The organism is Streptomyces sp. NPDC053560 (assembly GCF_044544605.1).
Taxonomy (GTDB): Bacteria; Actinomycetota; Actinomycetes; order Streptomycetales; family Streptomycetaceae; genus Streptomyces.
On record NZ_JBITXI010000001.1, the window covers coordinates 617374 to 636568 of the forward strand.

Here is a 19195-nt window from a genome sequence, read left to right on the forward strand (position 1 = left end):
CGGGGGCACCGCGGACACCGCCGGCCATTATGCGGCGCCGCCACCGAAACGGGACGGAAAGCGTCCCGGTGTCCCGGCCCGAACGGCCACGCCCCCACAGCCAGAACCAGGACCCGCACCGGAGAGAAGGAAGGAACAGCGGTGATGAGCAGCCCTCCCCGCGCCACGCGGAACGAGCGGTATCCCCAGCCGTACGACATCGTCCATCTTTTCCCGGGACAGGGGGACTTCGCGCTCGGACCGCTCGTTCAGGCCGTACGCGCCCACGCCCCGGTGCGCGCAGCCGTCGCGGACACATTCGGCGAAGCAGCCGAAGCCGGGGCCGAGTTCGGCATCCCGCCACTGGCCGAAGCGCTCCTCGGCGATTCGCCGCCCAGCAGCAGGGACCTCGCGGAGGCCCCGGTCGGCACACCGCAACTGGCCCTGTTCTGCTCCTCGATCGCCGTGCACCGCGCGCTCTGCGCGATCGGGCTGCCGCCCCGGCAGGTGGCCGGGGTGAGTTTCGGTGAGATCGCCGCCCTCACGGCGGCCGGGGTGTTCTCCGTACCGGACGGAGCGCGCATCGCCTGCCTGCTGGCCCGCCGGCTGGCCGAGTGCCCAGGTGGCATGACGCTGTTCAAAACCGGCGAGAGCCACACCGTCGCCCTGCTGGCCGGCGCCCCCGACGTGGCTGTGGCCTGTGTCAACGACCCTGAGGAAACGGTCGTCAGCGGCCCCGTCCCGGCCCTGCGCGCCGTGGAGGAGATCGCCGAGGGGCAAGGGGTTTCCGTCGTACGGCTGCGGCTGCCGTTCCCGTCCCACCACCCGTCCCTGTGCGATGCGGCCGAGGCGTTCCTGGCGTCGATCCGCCCGCTCCCCGCGCGCCCGGCCCGCGTCCCCGTGCACTCCGCTGTGCGCGGCCGCGCCTACCGGCCCGGCGACGACGTCCACCGCGGGCTCGCCGACTGCCTGGTGCGGCCGGCGCGCCTGCCCGGACTGCTGCACGAACTGACGTCGTCCAGAGGTGCGTTGCTCTTCGAAGCCGGTACGGGCCGTGCGCTGACCCGCAGCGCACGGCGCGTGCTGCCGGACACCGGCGGCAGGACGTACGCCACCCTGTGGGACCCCGGCGTCCCGTGGCCTTCGCCCGGCGCGGCGGACACGCTCCCTGCCGGCCCGGCCGCCCGTTCTGCGGGGGTGTCCCGATGACCTCTGCCCCGCACCTGGACGCACTGTCCCGGGTCATCGGCGGCACCTGCCCGGACGCCGGGCTGCGCGACCGTCTCGTGACCGCGCTGGCGCCGGACAGGGAAGCCGCGGCCTCCGACGGCAAGTACGGCCTGGCCGTCCACCGGAGGCTGCGCCGGCTCACGGAGCAACTGCCACCGGCCCGAGAGCTGCTCGGCGACCCGGGCCGGCTCGCCCTCCTCAGCGAATGCGTCGCGGTCGCCGATCCTCCCCTCTACATGGCTGTCCTCTCCCACTACACCCTGTGCCTGAGCTCCCTCGTCTCCCTCATGGCGGACCCGACCGAGCTGGGGGAACGGTGGCGGGCGCTGGAGACGGCGCGGACGAAGGGGGTCTTCCTCGTGACGGAGATCGGGGAGGGCAGCAGCCACCTGGGCATCCGGACGACCGCCGAGTTCGATGCGGGTAACGGGGAGTTCGTGCTCACCACCCCGGACGCGGGGGCGGCGAAGTTCTCGGGAGTCGGGTCCCCTTCGTTGCCGCAGAGCGCGGTGGTGTGCGCCCGGCTGCTCGTCGGCGGCGTCGACCGCGGGGTGTTCTCCTTCCTCGTGGACCTCAGCGACGAGCGCGGGCCGCTGCCGGGCGTGGAGATCTCCCGCAGTGTCGGACTACCCTCGCTCCCGCTGGATTACGCGCTGGTGCGGTTCCGCGGCGTACGTCTCGGCCACGGGCAGTGGCTGCGCGACAGCGCGTCCATCGACGGGCAGGGAGTGTTCCGCGATCCGCTCGGGGGCCCGGATGCCCGGCTGCGGCGCACCCTGTGCGTGGGACAGGCCCTCTGGGCGACACTGCCCTCGGCGATGGCCGCCATGGCGCGCCGGTGTGCGGTCCAGGCGCTGCGACACTCCGCACGCCGCCGCGCCCACGGCCGGCTCGCCCCCGGCGAGCCGGTACTGGCCTACCGGCCTCAACAACGCGCGCTGCTCAACTGTTTGGCGGAGTCCTTCGCGCTGACCTGTGCCGGCAGCACGGCACAGCGGCTGTGGGCGGACGCCCTCACCGCGGCCGGCCGCCGCGGTCCCACGACGGACCGTGGTGATGGGATGGCCTTCGCCCCGTGGACGGCCGTCGACCGCCCACTCGCGGTGCTCAAGGCGCTGTCGGTGCGCAGCGCCGCGCGTGTGGCCGCGGAGTGCCAGCACCGGTGCGGGCTGCCCGGATTCCTGGCGGCCAACCAACTTTCTGCCTACCACGGCTTCGCGCACGCCTTCGACAGTGCCGGCGGTGACAGCCATCTGATCCTGCTGGACGCGGGGCGCGCCATGGCCGCGGAGTACCACGACGCCCCCGATACGGCACCCGAGCCGTCCGGCCTGCCGGTGACGGACCCCGCGTGGTGGCCCGCTCTGGCGAGGAGACAGGAGCAGCGGCTGGCGGGGGAACTGCGGCAGGCCGTACGGGAGGGCACTGAAGCGGGACTGGAGGGCCTGGAGCTGTGGAACCCTCTGCTGGACCCGGCGCGGGAATTGGGCGAGGCGTACGCCGACCGCCTGGCCGCCGAGAGCGTGGCCGAGACCCTGGCCACGGTCCACGACCCCGCGCTCCGCACCGTCCTGGAGCCGCTGGCCGCGCTGTACGGAGCAGCACAGGCGCGGCGCCTGGCCGGACGTCTGCTGTCCTCCGGCGTCCTGAGCACGTCGCAGGCGCGTGCCCTGCACGGAGCGATGGACGGCTTGTGCGACCGGCTGCTGCCCCACCTGCCGCTGCTGACCGAGGCGATGAGCACGCCGCGGTCCGCCCCGCCCGCTCCGCTCGGCGCGCACGACTACGCCGCGGCGCTGACCGACCACCTGAACCGGCCACCGGAAGGGCCGTCATGATCCGTTCGTCCACGACCGCTCCGCGCATCGGGATCCTGGGGATGGGTACCTACCTGCCACGGACCCGGCGCGCCAACCACGACGTCGCCGGCCCCGTCGGCGTCACCCCCGACTGGATCACCGAACGCACGGGAGTACGCGCCCGGCACGTCGCTGCCCAGGACGAGGCGGCCTCCGAGCTGGCCGCGGCGGCCGTACGGGCCGCCGTCGCCGCGGCGGGCATCGACATCGACCAGCTGGACGTCCTGGTGGCCGCCACCTCGACCCCCGACGAACTGGGCCCTTCCACGGCCTGCCGCGTCCAGGCCCTGACCGGTGCCCGCAACGCGGTGGCCCTGGACGTCAGCGCGGCCTGCTCCGGCTGGCTCTTCGCCACCCGGGTCGCGCACAGCTGGCTGCGCGAGGACTCCTGCACGCGCTACGCGGCCGTCGTCGGCGTCGAGGCGTACTCCAAGTTCGTCGACCCCACGGACCGCGGCACGGCAGTGCTCTTCGCCGACGGGGCGGCCGCCGCGGTGCTGGGGCCCGTGCAGGACGGCGGATTCACCGACTTCCGGCTCGGGTCGGACGGGACCGGGGCCCACCACGTCCTCATTCCGGCCGGCGGCAGCCGCGCGCCCGCCAGCACGGCCACGCTCGACGACGGCCGGCACCACATCCACATGGACGGCCGCGCGGTACGCGACTTCATCACCGAGATCTTCCCGCGCCTCGTCGACGAGAGCCTGGCCCGCAACCGGCTCCGCCTGGAGGACATCGACGCGTTCATCACCCACCAGCCCAACCCTGTCCTGCTGCGAAACCTCGGCGACCGCATCGGCATCCCGTCCGAGCGCCTGGTCATCGTGGGCGACGAGGTGGGCAACATCGGTGCCGCCAGCGCCCCGTACGCCCTGGCCGGCGCGGCCGCCCGCGGACTCCTGCCGCGCGGCGGCCGGGTACTGATCGCCGCCTTCGGCGCCGGCCTGACCTGGGGCAGCTCACTGCTGACCTGGACCGGCGCGCCGACCATCCGCCTCGCGCCCCGCCTGTGCGCACCCCCTCCCCCGCACCACGCAGACACCCCCGCCGTTCAAAGGAGTCCGTCATGAAAGCACTCGAATCCTTCCGGCTCGACGGCGCTCGCGCCCTCGTGACCGGGGCCTCCCGCGGCATCGGCCGGGCCGTGGCGCTGGCCCTCGCGCAGGCCGGCGCCGACCTCGCCCTGTCCGCCCGGAGCGCCGGAGCCCTGGAGGAGACCGCCGCGCTGGTACGGGGCGAAGGGCGCACCGCGGTCCTCGTGCCGGGCGACTTCGCGCGGAGCCGGGCGGCGGAGGCGGCGGTGGACGACGCGGCGGCCGGGCTCGGCGGCCTGGACGTCGTGGTCCACAACGCCGGCCTCCTCCCCTCCCTGCCCGACGGCAGCCCTGCCATGGTTCCCCTGCAGGACTCCGCGCAGGAGGACTGGGACCAGGTGCTGTCGGTCAACCTCAACGCCACGGCCGCGCTGTGCCGGCGCGCGTACCCCCACCTCGCCGCCTCCTCCCGGCCCTCCGTGGTGCTGATGTCCTCCCTCGCCGGCGTGGCGGGAACGCCCCGGATGGAGGCCTACGCCGCATCCAAGGCGGCCCAGATCTCCCTCGCCCGCAGTCTCGCGTCGGGCTGGGCCCGCGCGGGCATCCGCGTCAACGCCCTGTGCCCGGGGTGGACCCGTACGGACATGACCGCCTTCGCCTACTCCACGGGGCCCCTGTCGGACTGGCTGATGGCGCACGTGCCGATGGGCCGGTGGGCGGAGCCGGAGGAAGTCGCGTACGCCGCGCTCTTCCTCGCCTCCCCCGCCGCGTCCTTCCTCACCGGGCAGGCCCTGCTGCTCGACGGCGGCGCGTCCGTGCCCGACGGCGGACTCGCCGGCATCCCGAAACCGGCCTCGCCCTTCGCGGCCTGACCGGTACTCCGAGAGCTCCGAGAGCAAGGACTGCAGACCATGGCACAGCAGAGTCCTACGGCCGTCGTCCACGGCATCGGCGCCTGCCTGCCGCCACGCGTCGTGTCGAACGACGAGGTGACGCGCCGCGGGGTGCTGGAGACCACCGACCAGTGGATCCGCTCCCGCACGGGCATCGCCCGCCGGCGGCAGGCGGACGAAGGTGTCAGCACCGGTGACCTGGCCGTGGCGGCCGGCCGGGCCGCCGAGGCGTCCGCGCGCTGCCGCGCCGACCTGGTCCTGGTGGCGACCACGACACCGGACCGCCGCTGCCCGGCGACCGCACCCGAAGTCGCACACCGTCTCGGCCTGGGTCCGGTGCCTGCCTTCGACCTGGCCGCGGTGTGCTCGGGCTTCGTCTACGGCGTCGCCGTCGCCACCGCCCTCATCAAGAGCGGTGTCTGCGAGCGGCCGCTGGTGATCGGCGCCGAAACGTACTCGACCATCGTCGACCCGCTGGACCGCGACACCGCCGTGATCTTCGGTGACGGGGCGGGGGCCGTGCTGCTCCGTCCGGGGCACACCGGCGAGGCCGGTGCCGTCATCGCCGTCGACCTGGGGTCCGACGGCGCCGGCAGCGACCTGATCGCCATCGCGGCGGGCGGCTCCCGCCGGCCCGACACCTCCGCGCGGCTCGATCGCGGAACACGCTACTTCCGGATGCAGGGCCGAGAGGTGTACGGACAGGCCGTGCGCCGGATGGCCGAATCCTCGCAGGCCGTGCTCGACCGGGCGGGATGGCAGCCGGAAAGCGTCGGGGCCTTCATCGGCCACCAGGCCAACCAGCGCATCCTCGACTCCGTCGCCGACCGCATCGGCATCCCCGCCGCTTACCGCCACGGCAACATCCGCGACGTCGGCAACACCGCCGCCGCGTCCATCCCGCTCGCCCTGGCCGACACGGCGAGGCACACGGCCGTCCGCCCCGGAGCCCGCAGTCTGCTGACGGCTTTCGGCGGCGGCCTCACCTGGGGCTCGATCGCCTTGCGGTGGCCAGAGGCCCGGTCGCTGAACCGCGACCCCGAAATCCGCACTGCCGAAACCACCCCCCGATCCGCAAGGAGGAAGCAGCCGTGGAAGCTGTCTACGACCACCTCGTGACCGTCCTGACCGACAAGTTCGAGGTCGACGCCGAGCACATCCGTCCCGATGTCACGCTCGCCGACCTGGAACTCGACTCGCTGGCCCTCGTCGAGCTCTACGTCACCCTCCAGGAGCACTGGGGCACGGAACTGGAGGAGGACGAGGCCGCCGCCGACCTGACGCTGGAGGAGTTCGCCCGCGTCGTGCAGGAGCAGGTGTCCGGCGGACCGGCGCCGACGGCGCCCGGGACCCCGCGGTGACCGAAAGCGGGCAGGCCGGGGCCGTCGCCGTCACCGGCATCGGCCTGGTCACGCCCGCGGGCATCGGCACGGAAGCGACCTGGGCGGGGGTCTGCTCGGGGCGGTCCGCGGCGGCTGCCGATCCCGCGCTGGCGGGGCTGCCGGTCGCGTTCTCGTGCCGGGTGCCGGGCTTCGACCCGCGGGCGCACGTGCCGGGGCCCCGGCCGTCCCGGCACGACAGGTTCACCCAGTTCGCGCTGGCCGCCGCCCACGAGGCCGTCGCCGACGCCCGCCTCGCGCCCGCCGAGTGGGACGGCACCCGGGTGGCGGTGGTCCTCGGCTCGGCGGCCGGCGGCGTGGGGACGTACGAGGAGCAGTCCCGGAGGTTCCTCGACACCGGCGACAGGGCGGTCTCGCCGCTGACCCTGCCCGCCTTCCTGCCCAACATGGCAGCCGGACACCTGGCCATCGGCCTGCGGGCCACGGGGCCCGTGCTGCACACGGCCACCGCGTGTGCCTCGGGCGCGAGTGCCGTCGCCACCGCGGCCATGCTTCTGTTGAGCGACGCCTGCGACATCGCCGTCGCCGGCGGCGCCGACGCCATGGTCACACCGCTGTGCACCACGGCCTTCGCGCGGATGGGGGCACTCTCCCGCCGCCACGACGCCCCCGCTGCCGCCTCGCGGCCCTTCGACCGCGACCGGGACGGCTTCGTCATCGGTGAGGGAGCCGGCGTGCTGGTACTGGAACGGGCCGACGACGCCAGGGCACGCGGGGCCCCCGTCCACGCGCAGCTGGCCGGCTGCGCGGCCTCCGCCGACGCCCACCACCCGGTGGCACCGGACCCTGAGGGGCGCGGCCTCGGCCGGGCCGTCCGGGAGGCCCTGCGCACGGCCGGTGCCACGCCGGACGAGGTCGACCACATCAACGCGCACGGCACCAGCACTCCCCTCAACGACCGCGTCGAAGCCGCGGCGCTGCACGCGCACTTCTCCGCCGATCCGCCCTCGGTGACCGCTCCCAAGGGCGTCACGGGGCACACCATGGGGGCGGCGGGAGCCATCGAAGCCGCACTCACCGCACTGACGGTCGAGCACCGCCTCGTACCGCCCACCGCCAACTTCCTGCGCGCCGGCCCGGGAACCGACACCGTGGACGTGGTGTCCGGCGCTCCCCGGCCACAGCGGATCCATCTGGCACTGAGCAACTCACTGGGGTTCGGCGGGCACAACACCGTGCTCGTCTTCCGCCCGGCGGCGTAGCCCCATACGGCCACGCCCCGGCCCGATCACATACATCCGCACAGCGAAAGGAGGACCCCATGCCGACCGCCACGGCCGGAGGACGCGTCCTGACCCCTGAACTGCTGGTACTCGAACAACTCCACTCCGACCTCCTGCGTCGCAACCCCGGCGAGCCGGAATTCCACCAAGCGGTGCTGGAGGTCCTGCAGCACATCGCACCGGCGCTCACCGCGCACCCGGAGTTCAACGAGCCGGGACTCGTCGAACGCATCCTGGAGCCCGAACGGCAGATCCTCTTCCGGGTCCCCTGGACGGACGACTCCGGGAGGACCCGGGTCAACCGCGGGTTCCGCGTGGAGTTCAACAGCAGCCTGGGACCGTACAAAGGGGGCTTGCGGTTCCACCCGTCGGTGAACCTCGGCATCGTGAAGTTCCTGGGTTTCGAACAGGTTTTCAAGAACGCGCTCACCGGGCTGTCCCTCGGCGGCGGGAAGGGCGGCAGCGACTTCGACCCCCGCGGCCGCTCCGACGGCGAGGTCATGCGCTTCTGCCAGTCCTTCATGACCGAACTCCACCGGCACCTCGGCGAGCACACCGACGTACCGGCCGGTGACATCGGTGTCGGCGAGCGCGAGATCGGCTACCTCTTCGGCCAGTACCGGCGCATCACCAACCGGTGGGAGGCGGGGACGGTCACCGGAAAGGACCCTGCCTGGGGCGGCTCGGCGGTGCGGAAGCAGGCCACCGGTTACGGCAACGTGCTCTTCGCCGCCCTGATGCTGCGAGCCCGCGGCGAGGACCTGGACGGGCAGCGCGTCACGGTGTCCGGCTCGGGCAACGTCGCGCTCCACTCCATCGAGAAGGCGCAGGACATGGGCGCCCACGTCGTCACCGCTTCCGATTCCGGGGGCTGTGTAGTCGACGGGAAGGGGATCGACGTGGCCCTGTTGCGACAGGTCAAGGAAGTGGAGAGGGGCCGGGTCAGCCAGTACGCGGCACGTCGTGGCGCGTCGGCGCACTATGTGGCCGGCGGCAGTGTGTGGGACGTTCCCAGCGATGTCGCGCTGCCCTCGGCCACGCAGAACGAGTTGGACGCCGGGGCCGCGTCGACCTTGGTGGAGAACGGGGTGAAGGCCGTGTCCGAGGGCGCGAACATGCCCACCACACCGGACGCCGTGCGCCTCTTGCGGGAGGCCGGTGTGGCGTTCGGCCCGGGCAAGGCGGCCAACGCCGGCGGCGTCGCCGTCAGCGCGTTCGAGATGCAGCAGAACGCCCGGCGCGACACCTGGCCCGCCCGACTCGTGGAGAAACGGCTCTCGGCCGTCATGCGCGAGATCCACGACACCTGCCGCGCGACCGCCGACCGGTACGGTGCGCCCGGCGATTACGTCCTGGGCGCCGATATCGCGGGCTTTGAACGGGTTGCCGTCGCCATGCTCGCTCAAGGGACGGTCTGAGGAGCCCGGAGCTTGCGGGCGAGCGTCCGGCCCGTGCTCGACGCCGAGTGGACGCACGGGCCGGTCGAGCGCGGCACGGTGGACATCAGTGCCCCGACCGCCAGGCCGGGCGCTCATCGACCGCCACCGCTGCGGCCGCATGGTCGAGTGAGTACTGCCGTGGGCCGGACCGCAAGGATGGGCTTCACCCGCGCGCAGGCGGCCTTCACCGTCAGTACCGCGCGCCACCTCATCGCCGCCAGCGTGGCCGCCATGAGCGCCCCCAGCTCCGTCGTACGGGAACGGCCCACGATTCACCACGTCATCGAGCACCTCGTCCACCTCGAACCGATGAAGGCCGAAACCCACTTGCACTCCGGGTGCCCACCCCACCGGCACCGGCGGTACTGGCGGTTCACCGCGCTTCCGGTCAGGTCGTCCCGCAAGGCCCGGTGGGCGCTCCGACGGCGGTGGGCGCCGGGTGTGATGTTCAGTGGGCCGTGCCGCCGTGCCAGACCCCGACCAGGTCCCGGTAGAGCGGAGAGCGGGTCAGGAGTTCGTCGTGGGTGCCGAGCGCGGGGCGGGTGCCGTCCAGTACCAGCACGCGGTCGGCGCGACGGGCCGAGGAGAGTCGGTGGGCCACCACGATGAGCGTGCCCGGCCGCGCCGCCAGTGCCGCCTCCGCGCGGCCCTCCTCCCGCGGGGACAGATGACAGGTCGCTTCGTCGAGCAGGAGCAGCGGGGCCGGGGAGAGGTGGGCTCGGGCGAGGGCGAGCAGCTGACGTTCGCCCAGGGAGAGCCGGTGCGGGTCCACGGTCGCCGACGGCCCGCCGAGCCCGTCCACCATCCGGTGCAGGTCCAGCGCGTCGAGGGTGGAGCCCAGTTCCTCGTCCGTGGCGTCCGGCCGCAGGTAGCAGATGTTCTCGCGGACCGATCCGCTGAAGATGTATGCCTCTTGCGGTACGAGCGCACGCCGGTCCGTCAACTCCCGGGCGGGGCAGCCCATGACTGTGTCGCCGGCCACGAGGACGTCGCCGGTTCCGGGCGTGACCATCCCGGCGATCAGCGCGGTCAGCGTGGACTTGCCGATTCCGCTGGGACCGACCACGGCCAGATGGTCACCGCGCCGTACGGTGAGGTCCAGCTGGTTCAGTACGGGCCGGCCTCCGTATCCGAAGGTCACGGAGCGGAGTTCGACCGCGGGCGGGCACGGCCCCGTGGCGTCGGGTGCGGGGGTGGAGGGGGCGGGTGCGCGGAGAGCAGGCGTGTGGCTGTTACGCACGGTGCCGGTCGTCATCGGAACCGGCCCGTCGGCCGGTACGCCGCCGGTACCGGGGCGGGGCGCCGGGGAGGCGGCCGGTCCGACCAGCCGGTCGAGTATCACCAGCAGCCGGGTGCCCGCGGCACCGAGCGCGGTCATCAGCGTGTTGAGCGCAGGCAGCAGGGACTGCGTCAGATAGGTGAGCGCTCCGAGGAGGGCCCCTGCGGTGACGCCGTTCCGCAGCAGCCACGGCGCACCGGCCAGCAAGGACAGCACGGGGAGGTGCGCCGCGGCCCCGAGCGCCCCGGTGCGTGCAGCGGACCACCGGGCCAGCGCCCGGGAAGCGGAGGCCTCGGCCGTGACGAGCGCGTCCAGCTCCCGAGTGGCGCGCGGGCCCGCGCCGCAGGCAGTGATGTCCCGCAGCCCCTCGCAGGCCCGTCCGGCCGCGGCTGCCAGCGCCTCGTCGGCGTCGAGAAAGGCACGCTGCCACCTGGCCATGGGCAAGAGGGTCAGGAGGAACAGGCCGATGCCCAGCGCGAGCGGCAGCAGCACGAACGGCAGCAGCACCGGCGCGAGCGCACCGAGCCCGAGCAGCGCGCCGACCGCGGTGAACACGAATGAGCGCAGGGTGAGCACCACCCCGGCGAAGCCGTCCCGCACTGCCTCCGTCTGCCCGGTGAGCCGGGACACCGACGAGATGTCCGCACGGGCGGGGTCGGTGAGCGCGTCGTCCAGCGCACGCTGCACCGTCCGCCGTACGAGCCCGTCGCGCAGTGGTTCCACCAGCCCGGCCAGGCCCGTGAACACCCCCCGTACGGCGCAGCCACCGAGGACGATGCCCGTCGCCGAGGCCGCCAGCCAGAGCAGGCCGGCCACCGGACGGCCCGCCAGGAAGCCGTCGTCCAGCGCGCGCGCCGCGCCGTACCCGCCGAGGAAGGTCTGCCCGGACTCCAGCAGCGACCAGCCCGCGAGCACGGCGAGGGAGCGGCGGTGCCGCCGCAGGAAGCGGCGCCCGGGACGCCGGAGCCGCCGCAGCGGCCTCTCCGCCGTGGCACTCGGCTCCGGACATCCCTTCGTACGGGGAGGCTTCCTACGAGGAGGCGTCGTGCGGGAAGACGTCGCCCGCTCGTGAAGCGTGCTCACCGCTCCGCTCCGGTCGCCGTGGGCACCGGTGGGCCCGTTGCGGTGAAGTTGGCGCGGTAGTCCGGGTCCTGCCACAGCTGCTGGTGACTCCCGGTGGCCCGTACCTTCCCGCGCTCCAGCCAGACCACCTTGTCGGCGAGGGCTGCACACGACGGCCGGTGCGCCACGATGAGCCGGGTGGGGGCCCGTACCGTTGAGAGCAGCGCGCGGTTGACCTGCTGCTCGGTGACGGTGTCGAGGCTGGACGTGGCGTCATCCATGATCAGCAGCCGTTCGCCGCCCACGAACGCGCGGGCCAGGCCCAGTCGTTGACGTTCGCCGCCGGAGAGCGGGGCCGCGTCCGGACAGGTGCGGTAACCGTCCGGCAGCAGTGTGACGAAGCCGTCCGCACCGGCCGCGCGCGCCGCCTCCCGTACCTCCGGTGGTGTCGGCCGTCGCGGGCCGCAGGCGAGGGCCTCCTCGACGGTCGGCCCGAAGAGCACGGGGCGCGCGAACGCTGTGCCGATCGCCCGCCGGGTCTGCTCGTACGTCAGGTCCGGCAGCGGTACGCCATCGAGGAGCACCGTGCCGGTGTCCGGGTCGAGCAGCCGCCCCGCCACCGCGGCCAGCAGCGTCTTGCCGGAGCCCGACGGGCCGACGACGGCCGTGGTCGTGCCGCCCGGCAGCCGCAGCGCGGGGACGTCCAGCAGCCGCTTGCCGTCCCGGTCGACGACGACGTCACGGAGCTCCAGCGCGCCGTTGCCGTCCGCCGGAAGGCACGCGCCCCCGTGCCGCAGCGGCGGCAGCTCCTCCAGCGCCGCCACGCGGCGAGCCGCGGCACGCCCCCGGGCCAGCGAGTTGAGCGCACCGGTGACCGCACCGACACCTGCCGCCAGGGTCGCGTAACGGGACAGCGCGAGCAGGTCGCCGACGCTGAGCTGCCCCGCGACCAGCCGGAGCCCGCCCACGGCGAGGACGACGGTGGTCAGCAGCGGCATCAGGACACTGCCGCGCGCCATGGCGCGTCCGTACACCCGCCACATGCGGCGGCCCTGCGCGTCGAGTCCGGGCAAGGAGGAGAGCACGCGGTCCCGTTCCCGGTCACCGGTGCCGGCCGCGGCGATGGTCCGCGCGCCGACCAGCGCCTCGCCCAGTCGGCCCGCGATCGTGGCCTGCAGACGCTGGTACGCGGCGTTGCTCTCGGCGGTGCCCCGGACGAACGTACGCAGGAGAAGCAGCAGCAGGGGCACGCCCGCCAGAAAGGCCACCGCGGCCCACGCGTCGATGACGAACAGGGCCACCAGCGCCCCCACCGGTGGGAGCGCCGCGGTCGCGACGGTCACCGTTGTGACGGGCACGGTCCCCGCGTCGGCGGTGTTGGCGGTCAGCCGGGTGGTCAGGTCTCCGGCGCCGAGCGAGCCGGCGCGGTGCGGTGCGGCCGTCAGCAGTCGGCGGATGCCGCCGTGCCGCAGCCACGAGGTGGAACGGGCCGTGACCGTACCGCCGAGCCAGGCCACGGCGGCGTCCAGCCCGATCTCCGCGGCGAGCAGCGCGGCGCAGAGCAGTACCGCCCCGCTGCCGTCCCCACCGCCGGAAAGCAGCACATCGACGGCGTGGCCCAGCGCGGTGGGCACGGTGAGCGCCGCGCCCGAGGCCGCGACGGAGCAGAGCGCCACCGCCGTGAGCCGCCCCGCGCTGTGCCGGGATGCGGCCCGCAGCAGGGGGCCGGGGGCACCTGCCTCCGCCGTGCTCACCGTGGGCGGGCCCATGGTTCCTCCTGAGGGAGTGCGGGGACGGCCGGTTCCGGGCGGAACGGAGTCCGCCCGGAACCGGAGGAGCGTCCCTTCACCGGGCGCCGGCCGGGGCCGGCGCCTCAGCGGCCGGACGAGGGACGGACCTGCGTCACGGGGTGCAGGCGGCGACGCTGAGGGAGCTGAACTCGCAGATGAGCAGCGATACCTGGCTGCCGTGGGCCAGGTCGCCCGCGGCCTCCTCGGTCGGGGTGTCCATCGCCTGAAGGTCGAGCAGTGCCATGACTGTTACCTTTCTGGGGACTGAGCGGTGTGGGTTGTGCTACTTGCCATCGGCCCCTGGCTGGGACCGGTCTGTGGGCCGCCGCAGCGGCGGGAGGAAGGGCAGGTGCGCCCGGTCGGGTTGGTGCACACTGCCAAGGGCGAGCAGACACCCGGCGGTACCGGTGGACAGGTCCATCGACAGCCGTGACAGCTGCTCCCCGGGGAACGCGAGCTGCCCCTGGTAGGGGATCGCGTGCCAGGCGAGGAGCTCGGACTGGCGGGCCACGTCCTGGTGTCTGCCGTCGCCGGGTGTGGACGTCCGGGAGAGGTGCAGGATCAGGCCCGCAACGCCCCGGAAGAGCCCCGGCTGGATGTAGAAGGAGGAGCGCGCGGCCTGGAGGATCTCCGTCCGTGCCGCGGCGAACTCCTCGTCCTCGCGGTGGACGAGATAGTCGTCGAGGACCATGCCGATGCCCACGCTGCCGCCGCCGAGGTACGGCATCGTACGGCGGGGCTCGCGGACCAGCAGCGCCCCGCGGTCGTCGCGGACGCAACGGGCCAGGTCGCTGCGGAGCGCCGTTGCCGCGGCATCCAGGAGGGCGGGATTGCCGGTGCGTTCGTAGAGGCGGAGGAAGAGCAGCGCGGGCCCGGCGGCGCCGCGCAGCAGACCGGCGCGCGCGTTGCCGGCGGGCTCGGTGGAGAGGCGGTCGGCGGTCAGCTCCGCGCAGCGCAGCGCGGTCTCGTGGAGCGTTGGTTCCTCAAGGAGCGGAGCCAGCTCCAGCAGGGCGAGGCCGACTCCGGCCAGCCCGGAGTGCAGGCCGGAGTTCAGGCCGTACAGCGGCTGCCGGGCGACCAGGTGTGCGAGTTCGGCGGCCGCAGCGCGGTGCCCCAGCCCCGCCAGGGCCCAGGCGATGCCGGACAGCCCGTCGTAGAAGCCGACCGGCGTCCCGGACTCGGGCTCTTTGCTGCGCAGCAGCAGCCACTCCTCGGCGTCCTCGCAGCGGATGCCCGCACTCTGCAGCGCGTACAGCACGCCCGCGGTGCCGTACCCGAAGGACTGCCCGCCGCACGGTGTGGCGAACTGGGCGATGTCGCCCGGGAAGTAGCGGTCACTGCGCTGCGGTGTGGCGGAGGCGAGGATGGCCCGCACCATGGAGTCACGCGCCGCTGGCCAGTCGCCGGGACGCACCGGCAGATACGCCGGCGGAGCGGACGGCACCGCCGTGGCGGACGGGGAGACACCGGTGACCACCGTGGCGGCCGGGGACGTGGCGGTGATTTCTCCGACTGCCCGGTGGAGCACCTCGCGTCGTACCGGATACCGGTCAGCGATGATGTCCGCCAGGTGGCCCGCCTTCGTGCGGTCGAGCGGGAAGAGAATGGTGAGCGGCGCGAACAGCGCCAGTCTGAGACAGGCCAGCGCATACCGGTCGATCTCCGTCCCGCGGCGGTCGGCGGGGGCGACGAACGCGGGATTGGCCACCACCTGACGCCGGTTCTCCTCGGCAGGTGAGGCGGACTCGAAGTCCAGGAGGGTGACCGAGCACTCGTCCGGCGAGACCATCACATTGCTCATGTGCAGGTCCCCGAAGACCAGCCCCCGATCGTTGACCTGCCGCACCGCCCGCTCCACCAGCCCGAACACACGCTCCGCCCACTCCGTGTGCGCGGCGAGCCTGTCGGCCGGCGGATCGGTTTCGGAGAGGGGGAACCGCCGCACGAAGACACTGTTGAGCGTGGTGCCCTCGACGTACTCCAGCACCAGGAAGTGGTGCTCGCCGAGGGTGAAGGCATCCAGCACCTGCGGGACGCAGTCCAGGCCCGCAAGCCGCTCCAGTGCCCACTGCTCACGGCGCAGCCGGCTCACCGCGTCGGCCCCGTCGGCCGCGAGCCCCGCGTGCGGGCGGCCCTCCTTGAGCACCACCGGTTGTCCGGTGCGCCGGTCGCGCCCCGCATAGACACCACCGCCGTTGGAGAAGTGCAGCGCTCGCTCGATGACGTACGGCAGGTCGGCCAGGCTCTGCTCGGAACGCGCCGCCAGGTGCGGTGCGAGAAACGACGGCGGAGAAACCCACTCCGGCAACCGGAACGACGGTCCACGCAGATCGGGTACGAGCTCTCCCGCCGGATTCGCGACGGCGGGGACCAGTTCACCGTCGTCACCGTGACAGTAGCGCCGGGCGAACGCGCCGTACCGCACGTACACCGGGCCGTCACGCCAGCGCAGATCGCTCAGGATGTACGGGCCGTGCTCGCCGGCCAGCAACCGGTCCAGCTCCCGCGCCGTCTCCTCGCAGTCCCTGTCGTCCACGGGGTACACCGTGATGAACTTGCCGCTGCTCGCGCGGTCCGCGTACTTGGCGTTCTTGATGTGGAGCAGATACCTGCTCGGCACGAACTTGAACGCGATCCGCTGCGCGAAGCAGTACCCGGCGACCGTGCGCAGCACCGTGCCGGCGTTGTCCAGGCCCGCGGAGACATGGATCTTCCAACCCTGGGCGGGGAGACGCAAACCGGCAGGCGACAACGCCGTCCAGTCGCCGCTGTGCAGCTCCTCCCACCCCTCCGGGACCGCGGGGCACGCCGCTTCCTCGAAAAGACCGCCGCCCCGGTGCTCCTCCGTCACCCGGCGGGGAGTGTCGTAGAACCAGCGGTCGGCGTCGCAATAAGCGGCGTACTCCGGATTCATGCCCACCCCCGCGTCGTTCCTCAGACCGTCGTCAATGGCCAGGAGTGGCACTGCATTTGCGCCACGTTTCCGGCACAGCGACGCTCCCACGGGGACGGCAGGCACCAACAGTCACAAAAGTCACCTCACGCCTATGAGAAATGCATATGCCGGTCACAAGGGCCGCGCAGCCCGAACGGTTTGCCCAGGTGAGGAGCATCGACGCCAGGGCGCCCGCGCCCCGGCCGCTGCCGGCCCCCGTCATATGTCATGCGGCACGTGTCCTGACTCGGCCCGGTCCACCGCGCCCACGCCCGAGGAGGCCGAGGCGATCCGGAAAAAGAAACGGCCCGTCGCCCGCGGCATGCCGACCGAACACCGGTGCAGACACGGCGCGCCCGCACCGGCCGCCCGGGCCAGCCGCACTGCCCGCCCGTCTGTGAACTCATGGCGAGGCCATCGGGTACCTCGTGAGTACCGCGCGTCCGGTCGAGAGGGGCGAGGATCCTGGCCGGGCAGGGCGGGGCGAGAGCCGCGCCATGGTGAGGTGATCCAGCGCGGTGCCCTGCCGGCCCCACCCCGCATCCCGGCGAAGTTGCGTCGCTGCAGCGCCAGGGGGAGGGCCCCGTGGACGGCAGCACTGCTAAGGGCGGCGGTCCAGTAAGGCGGTGAAGACCCGTCCCATGGTGCGACTGCAGATCTCTTCGTGGTCATGGGCCGTTCGGTGAGCGTTCCGGCCGGGCCGCTCCAGACGTGCACAGAGCTCCGCTTACCTCACGCGCCTTCCCGCTGTGGGACCCAGGGCCGAAGCTGCCCACGAGAGGTGAAGCGGTGGGCGTACTGAAGGACTTCACGGATACGCGCAATGCCAGGCCCCCGTCGGGCTGTCTCCAGCCCCTACTCACTTGGTGAGGAATATATGTACCGCAGCACGCGGAAAACCATCCTTGGGCGCAGCCCATAGCCATTGCTTCGCCCTTCAGCCTGCGGCGGGATGATGTCGGCCTTCGCGGTGGCGGACTTCCACGTGTAGGTGTTCCACGTGTTCACGGCGACAGCATCGCCGTAGCAAGAGGTCAGCAGAAGGCGAAGCTTCTTGCCCGACACGTCCCCACCCGACACTCCCACCGTTCCTGTACGCCAGCGGGGAACTCGCCTCGACGGTGGTCGCGCACGACCGCTTCTACCTCGTAGCTGTTCAAGTCGGAGGCAGAGTTGCCCTGTACGCCACACCGGTGAGCCACCGGTCGCCCCGCGCTCCTCTGATGGCTGGCGGTGGCGCTGATGCGCGTCGAAGACCTCCTGTGATCTCGGCGCTCCAGGTGCCGCCGAGTCCCGCACCAAGACCACGGAGGGGTCAGAATGTGGTTCCGGAGAAGGGCACGAGGTTGATCGCGCTCGTGCCAGGCCGCGATGGTCGCGTGTCTCCGCTACTGCGTTCGACAGTCGCCGCCGTCCCCTCAGCCGTACGCGGACCTTCTGCAGAAGAACGCCATCAGTTTGTGAACAAGCCAATAAGGCGGCATTGACAGATCGTTCTCTCTCGTCAACCGACTGATAAGGTTCTGTGATCGAGCGAACGTAGCCCCTTAGGTCTCATATGCTGCCCCAACGCCCCGGGAACGCGCTTCCCTTTCTCCTCCTCACGGCATTCCGTGTCCTCATCGACGAGCTGCACGTGCGCCTCGCCGACCTGGGGCATCCCGATCTGCGTCCGGCGCACGGCATCGCCATGCAAATGATCAGCCAGGGTGGGAGCATCACCGATCTCGGCCGACGGCTGGGAGTATCCAAGCAGGCCGCCAGCAAGACGGTGGCAGGACTGGAAAAGCTCGGTTATGTGCAGCGGAAGGCGAGTGCCAGGGACCAGCGGCAGATCGTGGTGAGCTTGACGGCACGGGGCGTGGAAGCGCTCACCTTGTCCGGCGACATCTTGAACCAACTGCGCGACGAATGGGCGGCGGAGGTCGGCGAGGGCGACATGGCCCTGGTGGAGGATGCGCTGGAGAAGGTCGGGCGGCCCAACGGGCTCGATCGCATCGTCGGGTGGCTGGGTGCATGAGGGGCGCCGGACCGCCGGGACGCCCATCCGTTCTCCGGCTGAGCGGCCGGCCGACTGTACCCGGAACGGAGCAAACAGCGCGTGCCCGTGCGACTCGGAGTGAGTCGCACGGGCACGCTGCACGAAGCCGGTCGTCAGTGGTGCTGCTGCACCGCCTCCGACTGCGTGCGGGTGCCGGTGGCCTCCGCAGAGGCCTCGGCGCCCGCGGGTGCCGTCCGTTCCACGAACTTCTCCAGCGTGAACGTCATGTCACCGTTCGAGCCGTAGCGCGTGCACATCTGGGTGGGGTAGTACCCCGACTTCTCCACCGCCGGTGTCTGAGGTATCGACCGGCACGCCGCTGACGGCTTCGTCGCGACGATCCAGTCCTTGTTCAGTACCGGCTCCCAGAAAGTGATGTGCCCGTCCCACGTACCGTAGGCGAATGCCTGGGTGAACGGATCACCGTTGGCCGGGGCCGCGTTGGGATCGATGAGGTGGTTCCCCATGCGGCCCGCGGCGCCGGGCAGCCCCCAGCCCTCCGGGGCGTACGGTGCCGGCACGGTTTTCTTGGCCTTCGCGTCGTCATCGCAATTGATGACGAGATTGCACGGCCCGGTGCGTATCTGATTACGGGCCGCGAAATCCTGGATGAAGAAGTGCAGGTCGAAGTGCGGCTTGTCGAAAACATGCGTGGGACCGTGACCGTGCATCTGCCAGTTGAACATCAGCCACTTGAACGGCAGACCGTTGAGCTTCGGGAGCCACAGATCACGCTCGTGGCCACTCGCACAGTCCGTCTCAAGGTTGATGCCGTCGCCGTCCTTGTCGAAGCACGTCTGACCGTCATGGCTCGGCGCCGACGGCAGCGACTTCATGGCCGCTGCGTCGACTCGGACAGCAATCACCTTCGGATGCCTGGCGGCGTCGGCGGCGTACAAGGTCTCGACGAAGCCATCGCCGAGCGAGACCTTGTTGAACGACGTCAGAGCCGGCAAGCTGCTCGACTCGACCGGCTCCGCCGCATCGGAACGGGCCGCGCCGCTGGCCGAGACCAACGGCGCGAGCCCGAG

14 protein-coding genes are annotated in these 19195 nt (G+C 72.4%); 9 read left to right on the forward strand and 5 right to left on the reverse strand.

Annotated features, from left to right (window positions below; genetic code table 11):
- The first annotated feature begins 144 nt into the window (after nt 1-144).
- The 8 genes from ACIGQF_RS02530 to gdhA are packed head-to-tail and all read left to right on the forward strand — an operon-like array spanning nt 145 to nt 9036.
- Nucleotides 145-1188, forward strand: coding sequence for an acyltransferase domain-containing protein (locus ACIGQF_RS02530; protein WP_399704428.1), 1044 nt, complete (start codon nt 145-147; stop codon nt 1186-1188).
- The gene (locus tag ACIGQF_RS02535; RefSeq protein WP_399704430.1) at nt 1185-3047 is read left to right on the forward strand and encodes an acyl-CoA dehydrogenase; all 1863 of its coding nucleotides are present in this window, start codon (nt 1185-1187) and stop codon (nt 3045-3047) included. The genes ACIGQF_RS02530 and ACIGQF_RS02535 overlap by 4 nt, the downstream gene beginning before the upstream one ends.
- On the forward strand, nt 3044-4138 hold the full coding sequence (locus tag ACIGQF_RS02540; RefSeq protein WP_399704432.1) for a 3-oxoacyl-ACP synthase III family protein: 1095 nt from the start codon (nt 3044-3046) through the stop codon (nt 4136-4138). The genes ACIGQF_RS02535 and ACIGQF_RS02540 overlap by 4 nt, the downstream gene beginning before the upstream one ends.
- A complete protein-coding gene (locus tag ACIGQF_RS02545) occupies nt 4135-4974 on the forward strand; it encodes an SDR family NAD(P)-dependent oxidoreductase (RefSeq protein WP_399704435.1) in 840 nt (279 codons plus the stop codon). Before ACIGQF_RS02540 ends, ACIGQF_RS02545 begins: the two co-directional genes overlap by 4 nt.
- 39 nt (nt 4975-5013) lie before the next feature.
- Nucleotides 5014-6114, forward strand: a complete 1101-nt coding sequence (locus ACIGQF_RS02550; RefSeq protein WP_399704437.1) for a beta-ketoacyl-ACP synthase III — start codon at nt 5014-5016, stop codon at nt 6112-6114.
- Complete coding sequence (locus ACIGQF_RS02555; RefSeq protein ID WP_399704439.1) at nt 6087-6356, forward strand: acyl carrier protein; 270 nt, start codon at nt 6087-6089, stop codon at nt 6354-6356. Before ACIGQF_RS02550 ends, ACIGQF_RS02555 begins: the two co-directional genes overlap by 28 nt.
- A complete protein-coding gene (locus ACIGQF_RS02560) occupies nt 6353-7597 on the forward strand; it encodes a beta-ketoacyl-[acyl-carrier-protein] synthase family protein (RefSeq protein ID WP_399704442.1) in 1245 nt (414 codons plus the stop codon). The genes ACIGQF_RS02555 and ACIGQF_RS02560 overlap by 4 nt, the downstream gene beginning before the upstream one ends.
- A 59-nt stretch (nt 7598-7656) precedes the next feature.
- Entirely contained in the window at nt 7657-9036 is a 1380-nt protein-coding gene (gene gdhA, locus ACIGQF_RS02565) for an NADP-specific glutamate dehydrogenase (protein ID WP_399704445.1), read from the forward strand.
- Nucleotides 9037-9505: 469 nt separating this feature from the next.
- On the opposite strand, the gene ACIGQF_RS02570 is transcribed toward gdhA, so the two are convergent.
- From ACIGQF_RS02570 to lanKC, 4 genes are all read right to left on the reverse strand, one after another.
- The gene (locus ACIGQF_RS02570; protein ID WP_399704448.1) at nt 9506-11419 is read right to left on the reverse strand and encodes an ATP-binding cassette domain-containing protein; all 1914 of its coding nucleotides are present in this window, start codon (nt 11417-11419) and stop codon (nt 9506-9508) included.
- Entirely contained in the window at nt 11416-13167 is a 1752-nt protein-coding gene (locus ACIGQF_RS02575) for an ABC transporter ATP-binding protein (RefSeq protein WP_399704450.1), read from the reverse strand. The genes ACIGQF_RS02570 and ACIGQF_RS02575 overlap by 4 nt, the downstream gene beginning before the upstream one ends.
- A gap of 133 nt (nt 13168-13300) precedes the next feature.
- A complete protein-coding gene (locus ACIGQF_RS02580) occupies nt 13301-13432 on the reverse strand; it encodes a SapB/AmfS family lanthipeptide (protein WP_399704453.1) in 132 nt (43 codons plus the stop codon).
- Between the two features lie 39 nt (nt 13433-13471).
- Nucleotides 13472-16102: a class III lanthionine synthetase LanKC gene (gene lanKC, locus ACIGQF_RS02585; RefSeq protein ID WP_399704772.1), complete on the reverse strand. Its 2631-nt coding sequence runs from the start codon at nt 16100-16102 to the stop codon at nt 13472-13474.
- A 1657-nt stretch (nt 16103-17759) separates the two neighbouring features.
- Here lanKC and ACIGQF_RS02590 point away from each other — a divergent pair.
- Nucleotides 17760-18143 carry a MarR family winged helix-turn-helix transcriptional regulator gene (locus ACIGQF_RS02590; protein WP_399704455.1) on the forward strand — a complete coding sequence of 128 codons (384 nt, stop codon included), beginning with the start codon at nt 17760-17762 and terminating at the stop codon, nt 18141-18143.
- Between the two features lie 134 nt (nt 18144-18277).
- Here ACIGQF_RS02590 and ACIGQF_RS02595 read toward each other — a convergent pair whose 3' ends face one another.
- Nucleotides 18278-19180: a hypothetical protein gene (locus ACIGQF_RS02595; protein ID WP_399704458.1), complete on the reverse strand. Its 903-nt coding sequence runs from the start codon at nt 19178-19180 to the stop codon at nt 18278-18280.
- Between the last annotated feature and the right edge of the window lie 15 nt (nt 19181-19195).

Excerpts from the sequence above, each read along its gene's own strand:
- ACIGQF_RS02530 (WP_399704428.1), top strand. The coding sequence starts at position 145 with ATGAGCAGCCCTCCCCGCGCCACGCGGAACGAGCGGTATCCCCAGCCG.
- ACIGQF_RS02535 (WP_399704430.1), top strand. The coding sequence starts at position 1,185 with ATGACCTCTGCCCCGCACCTGGACGCACTGTCCCGGGTCATCGGCGGC.
- ACIGQF_RS02540 (WP_399704432.1), top strand. The coding sequence starts at position 3,044 with ATGATCCGTTCGTCCACGACCGCTCCGCGCATCGGGATCCTGGGGATG.
- ACIGQF_RS02545 (WP_399704435.1), top strand. The coding sequence starts at position 4,135 with ATGAAAGCACTCGAATCCTTCCGGCTCGACGGCGCTCGCGCCCTCGTG.
- ACIGQF_RS02550 (WP_399704437.1), top strand. The coding sequence starts at position 5,014 with ATGGCACAGCAGAGTCCTACGGCCGTCGTCCACGGCATCGGCGCCTGC.
- gdhA (WP_399704445.1), top strand. The coding sequence starts at position 7,657 with ATGCCGACCGCCACGGCCGGAGGACGCGTCCTGACCCCTGAACTGCTG.
- ACIGQF_RS02575 (WP_399704450.1), bottom strand. The coding sequence starts at position 13,167 with ATGGGCCCGCCCACGGTGAGCACGGCGGAGGCAGGTGCCCCCGGCCCC.
- ACIGQF_RS02580 (WP_399704453.1), bottom strand. The coding sequence starts at position 13,432 with ATGGCACTGCTCGACCTTCAGGCGATGGACACCCCGACCGAGGAGGCC.
- lanKC (WP_399704772.1), bottom strand. The coding sequence starts at position 16,102 with ATGAATCCGGAGTACGCCGCTTATTGCGACGCCGACCGCTGGTTCTAC.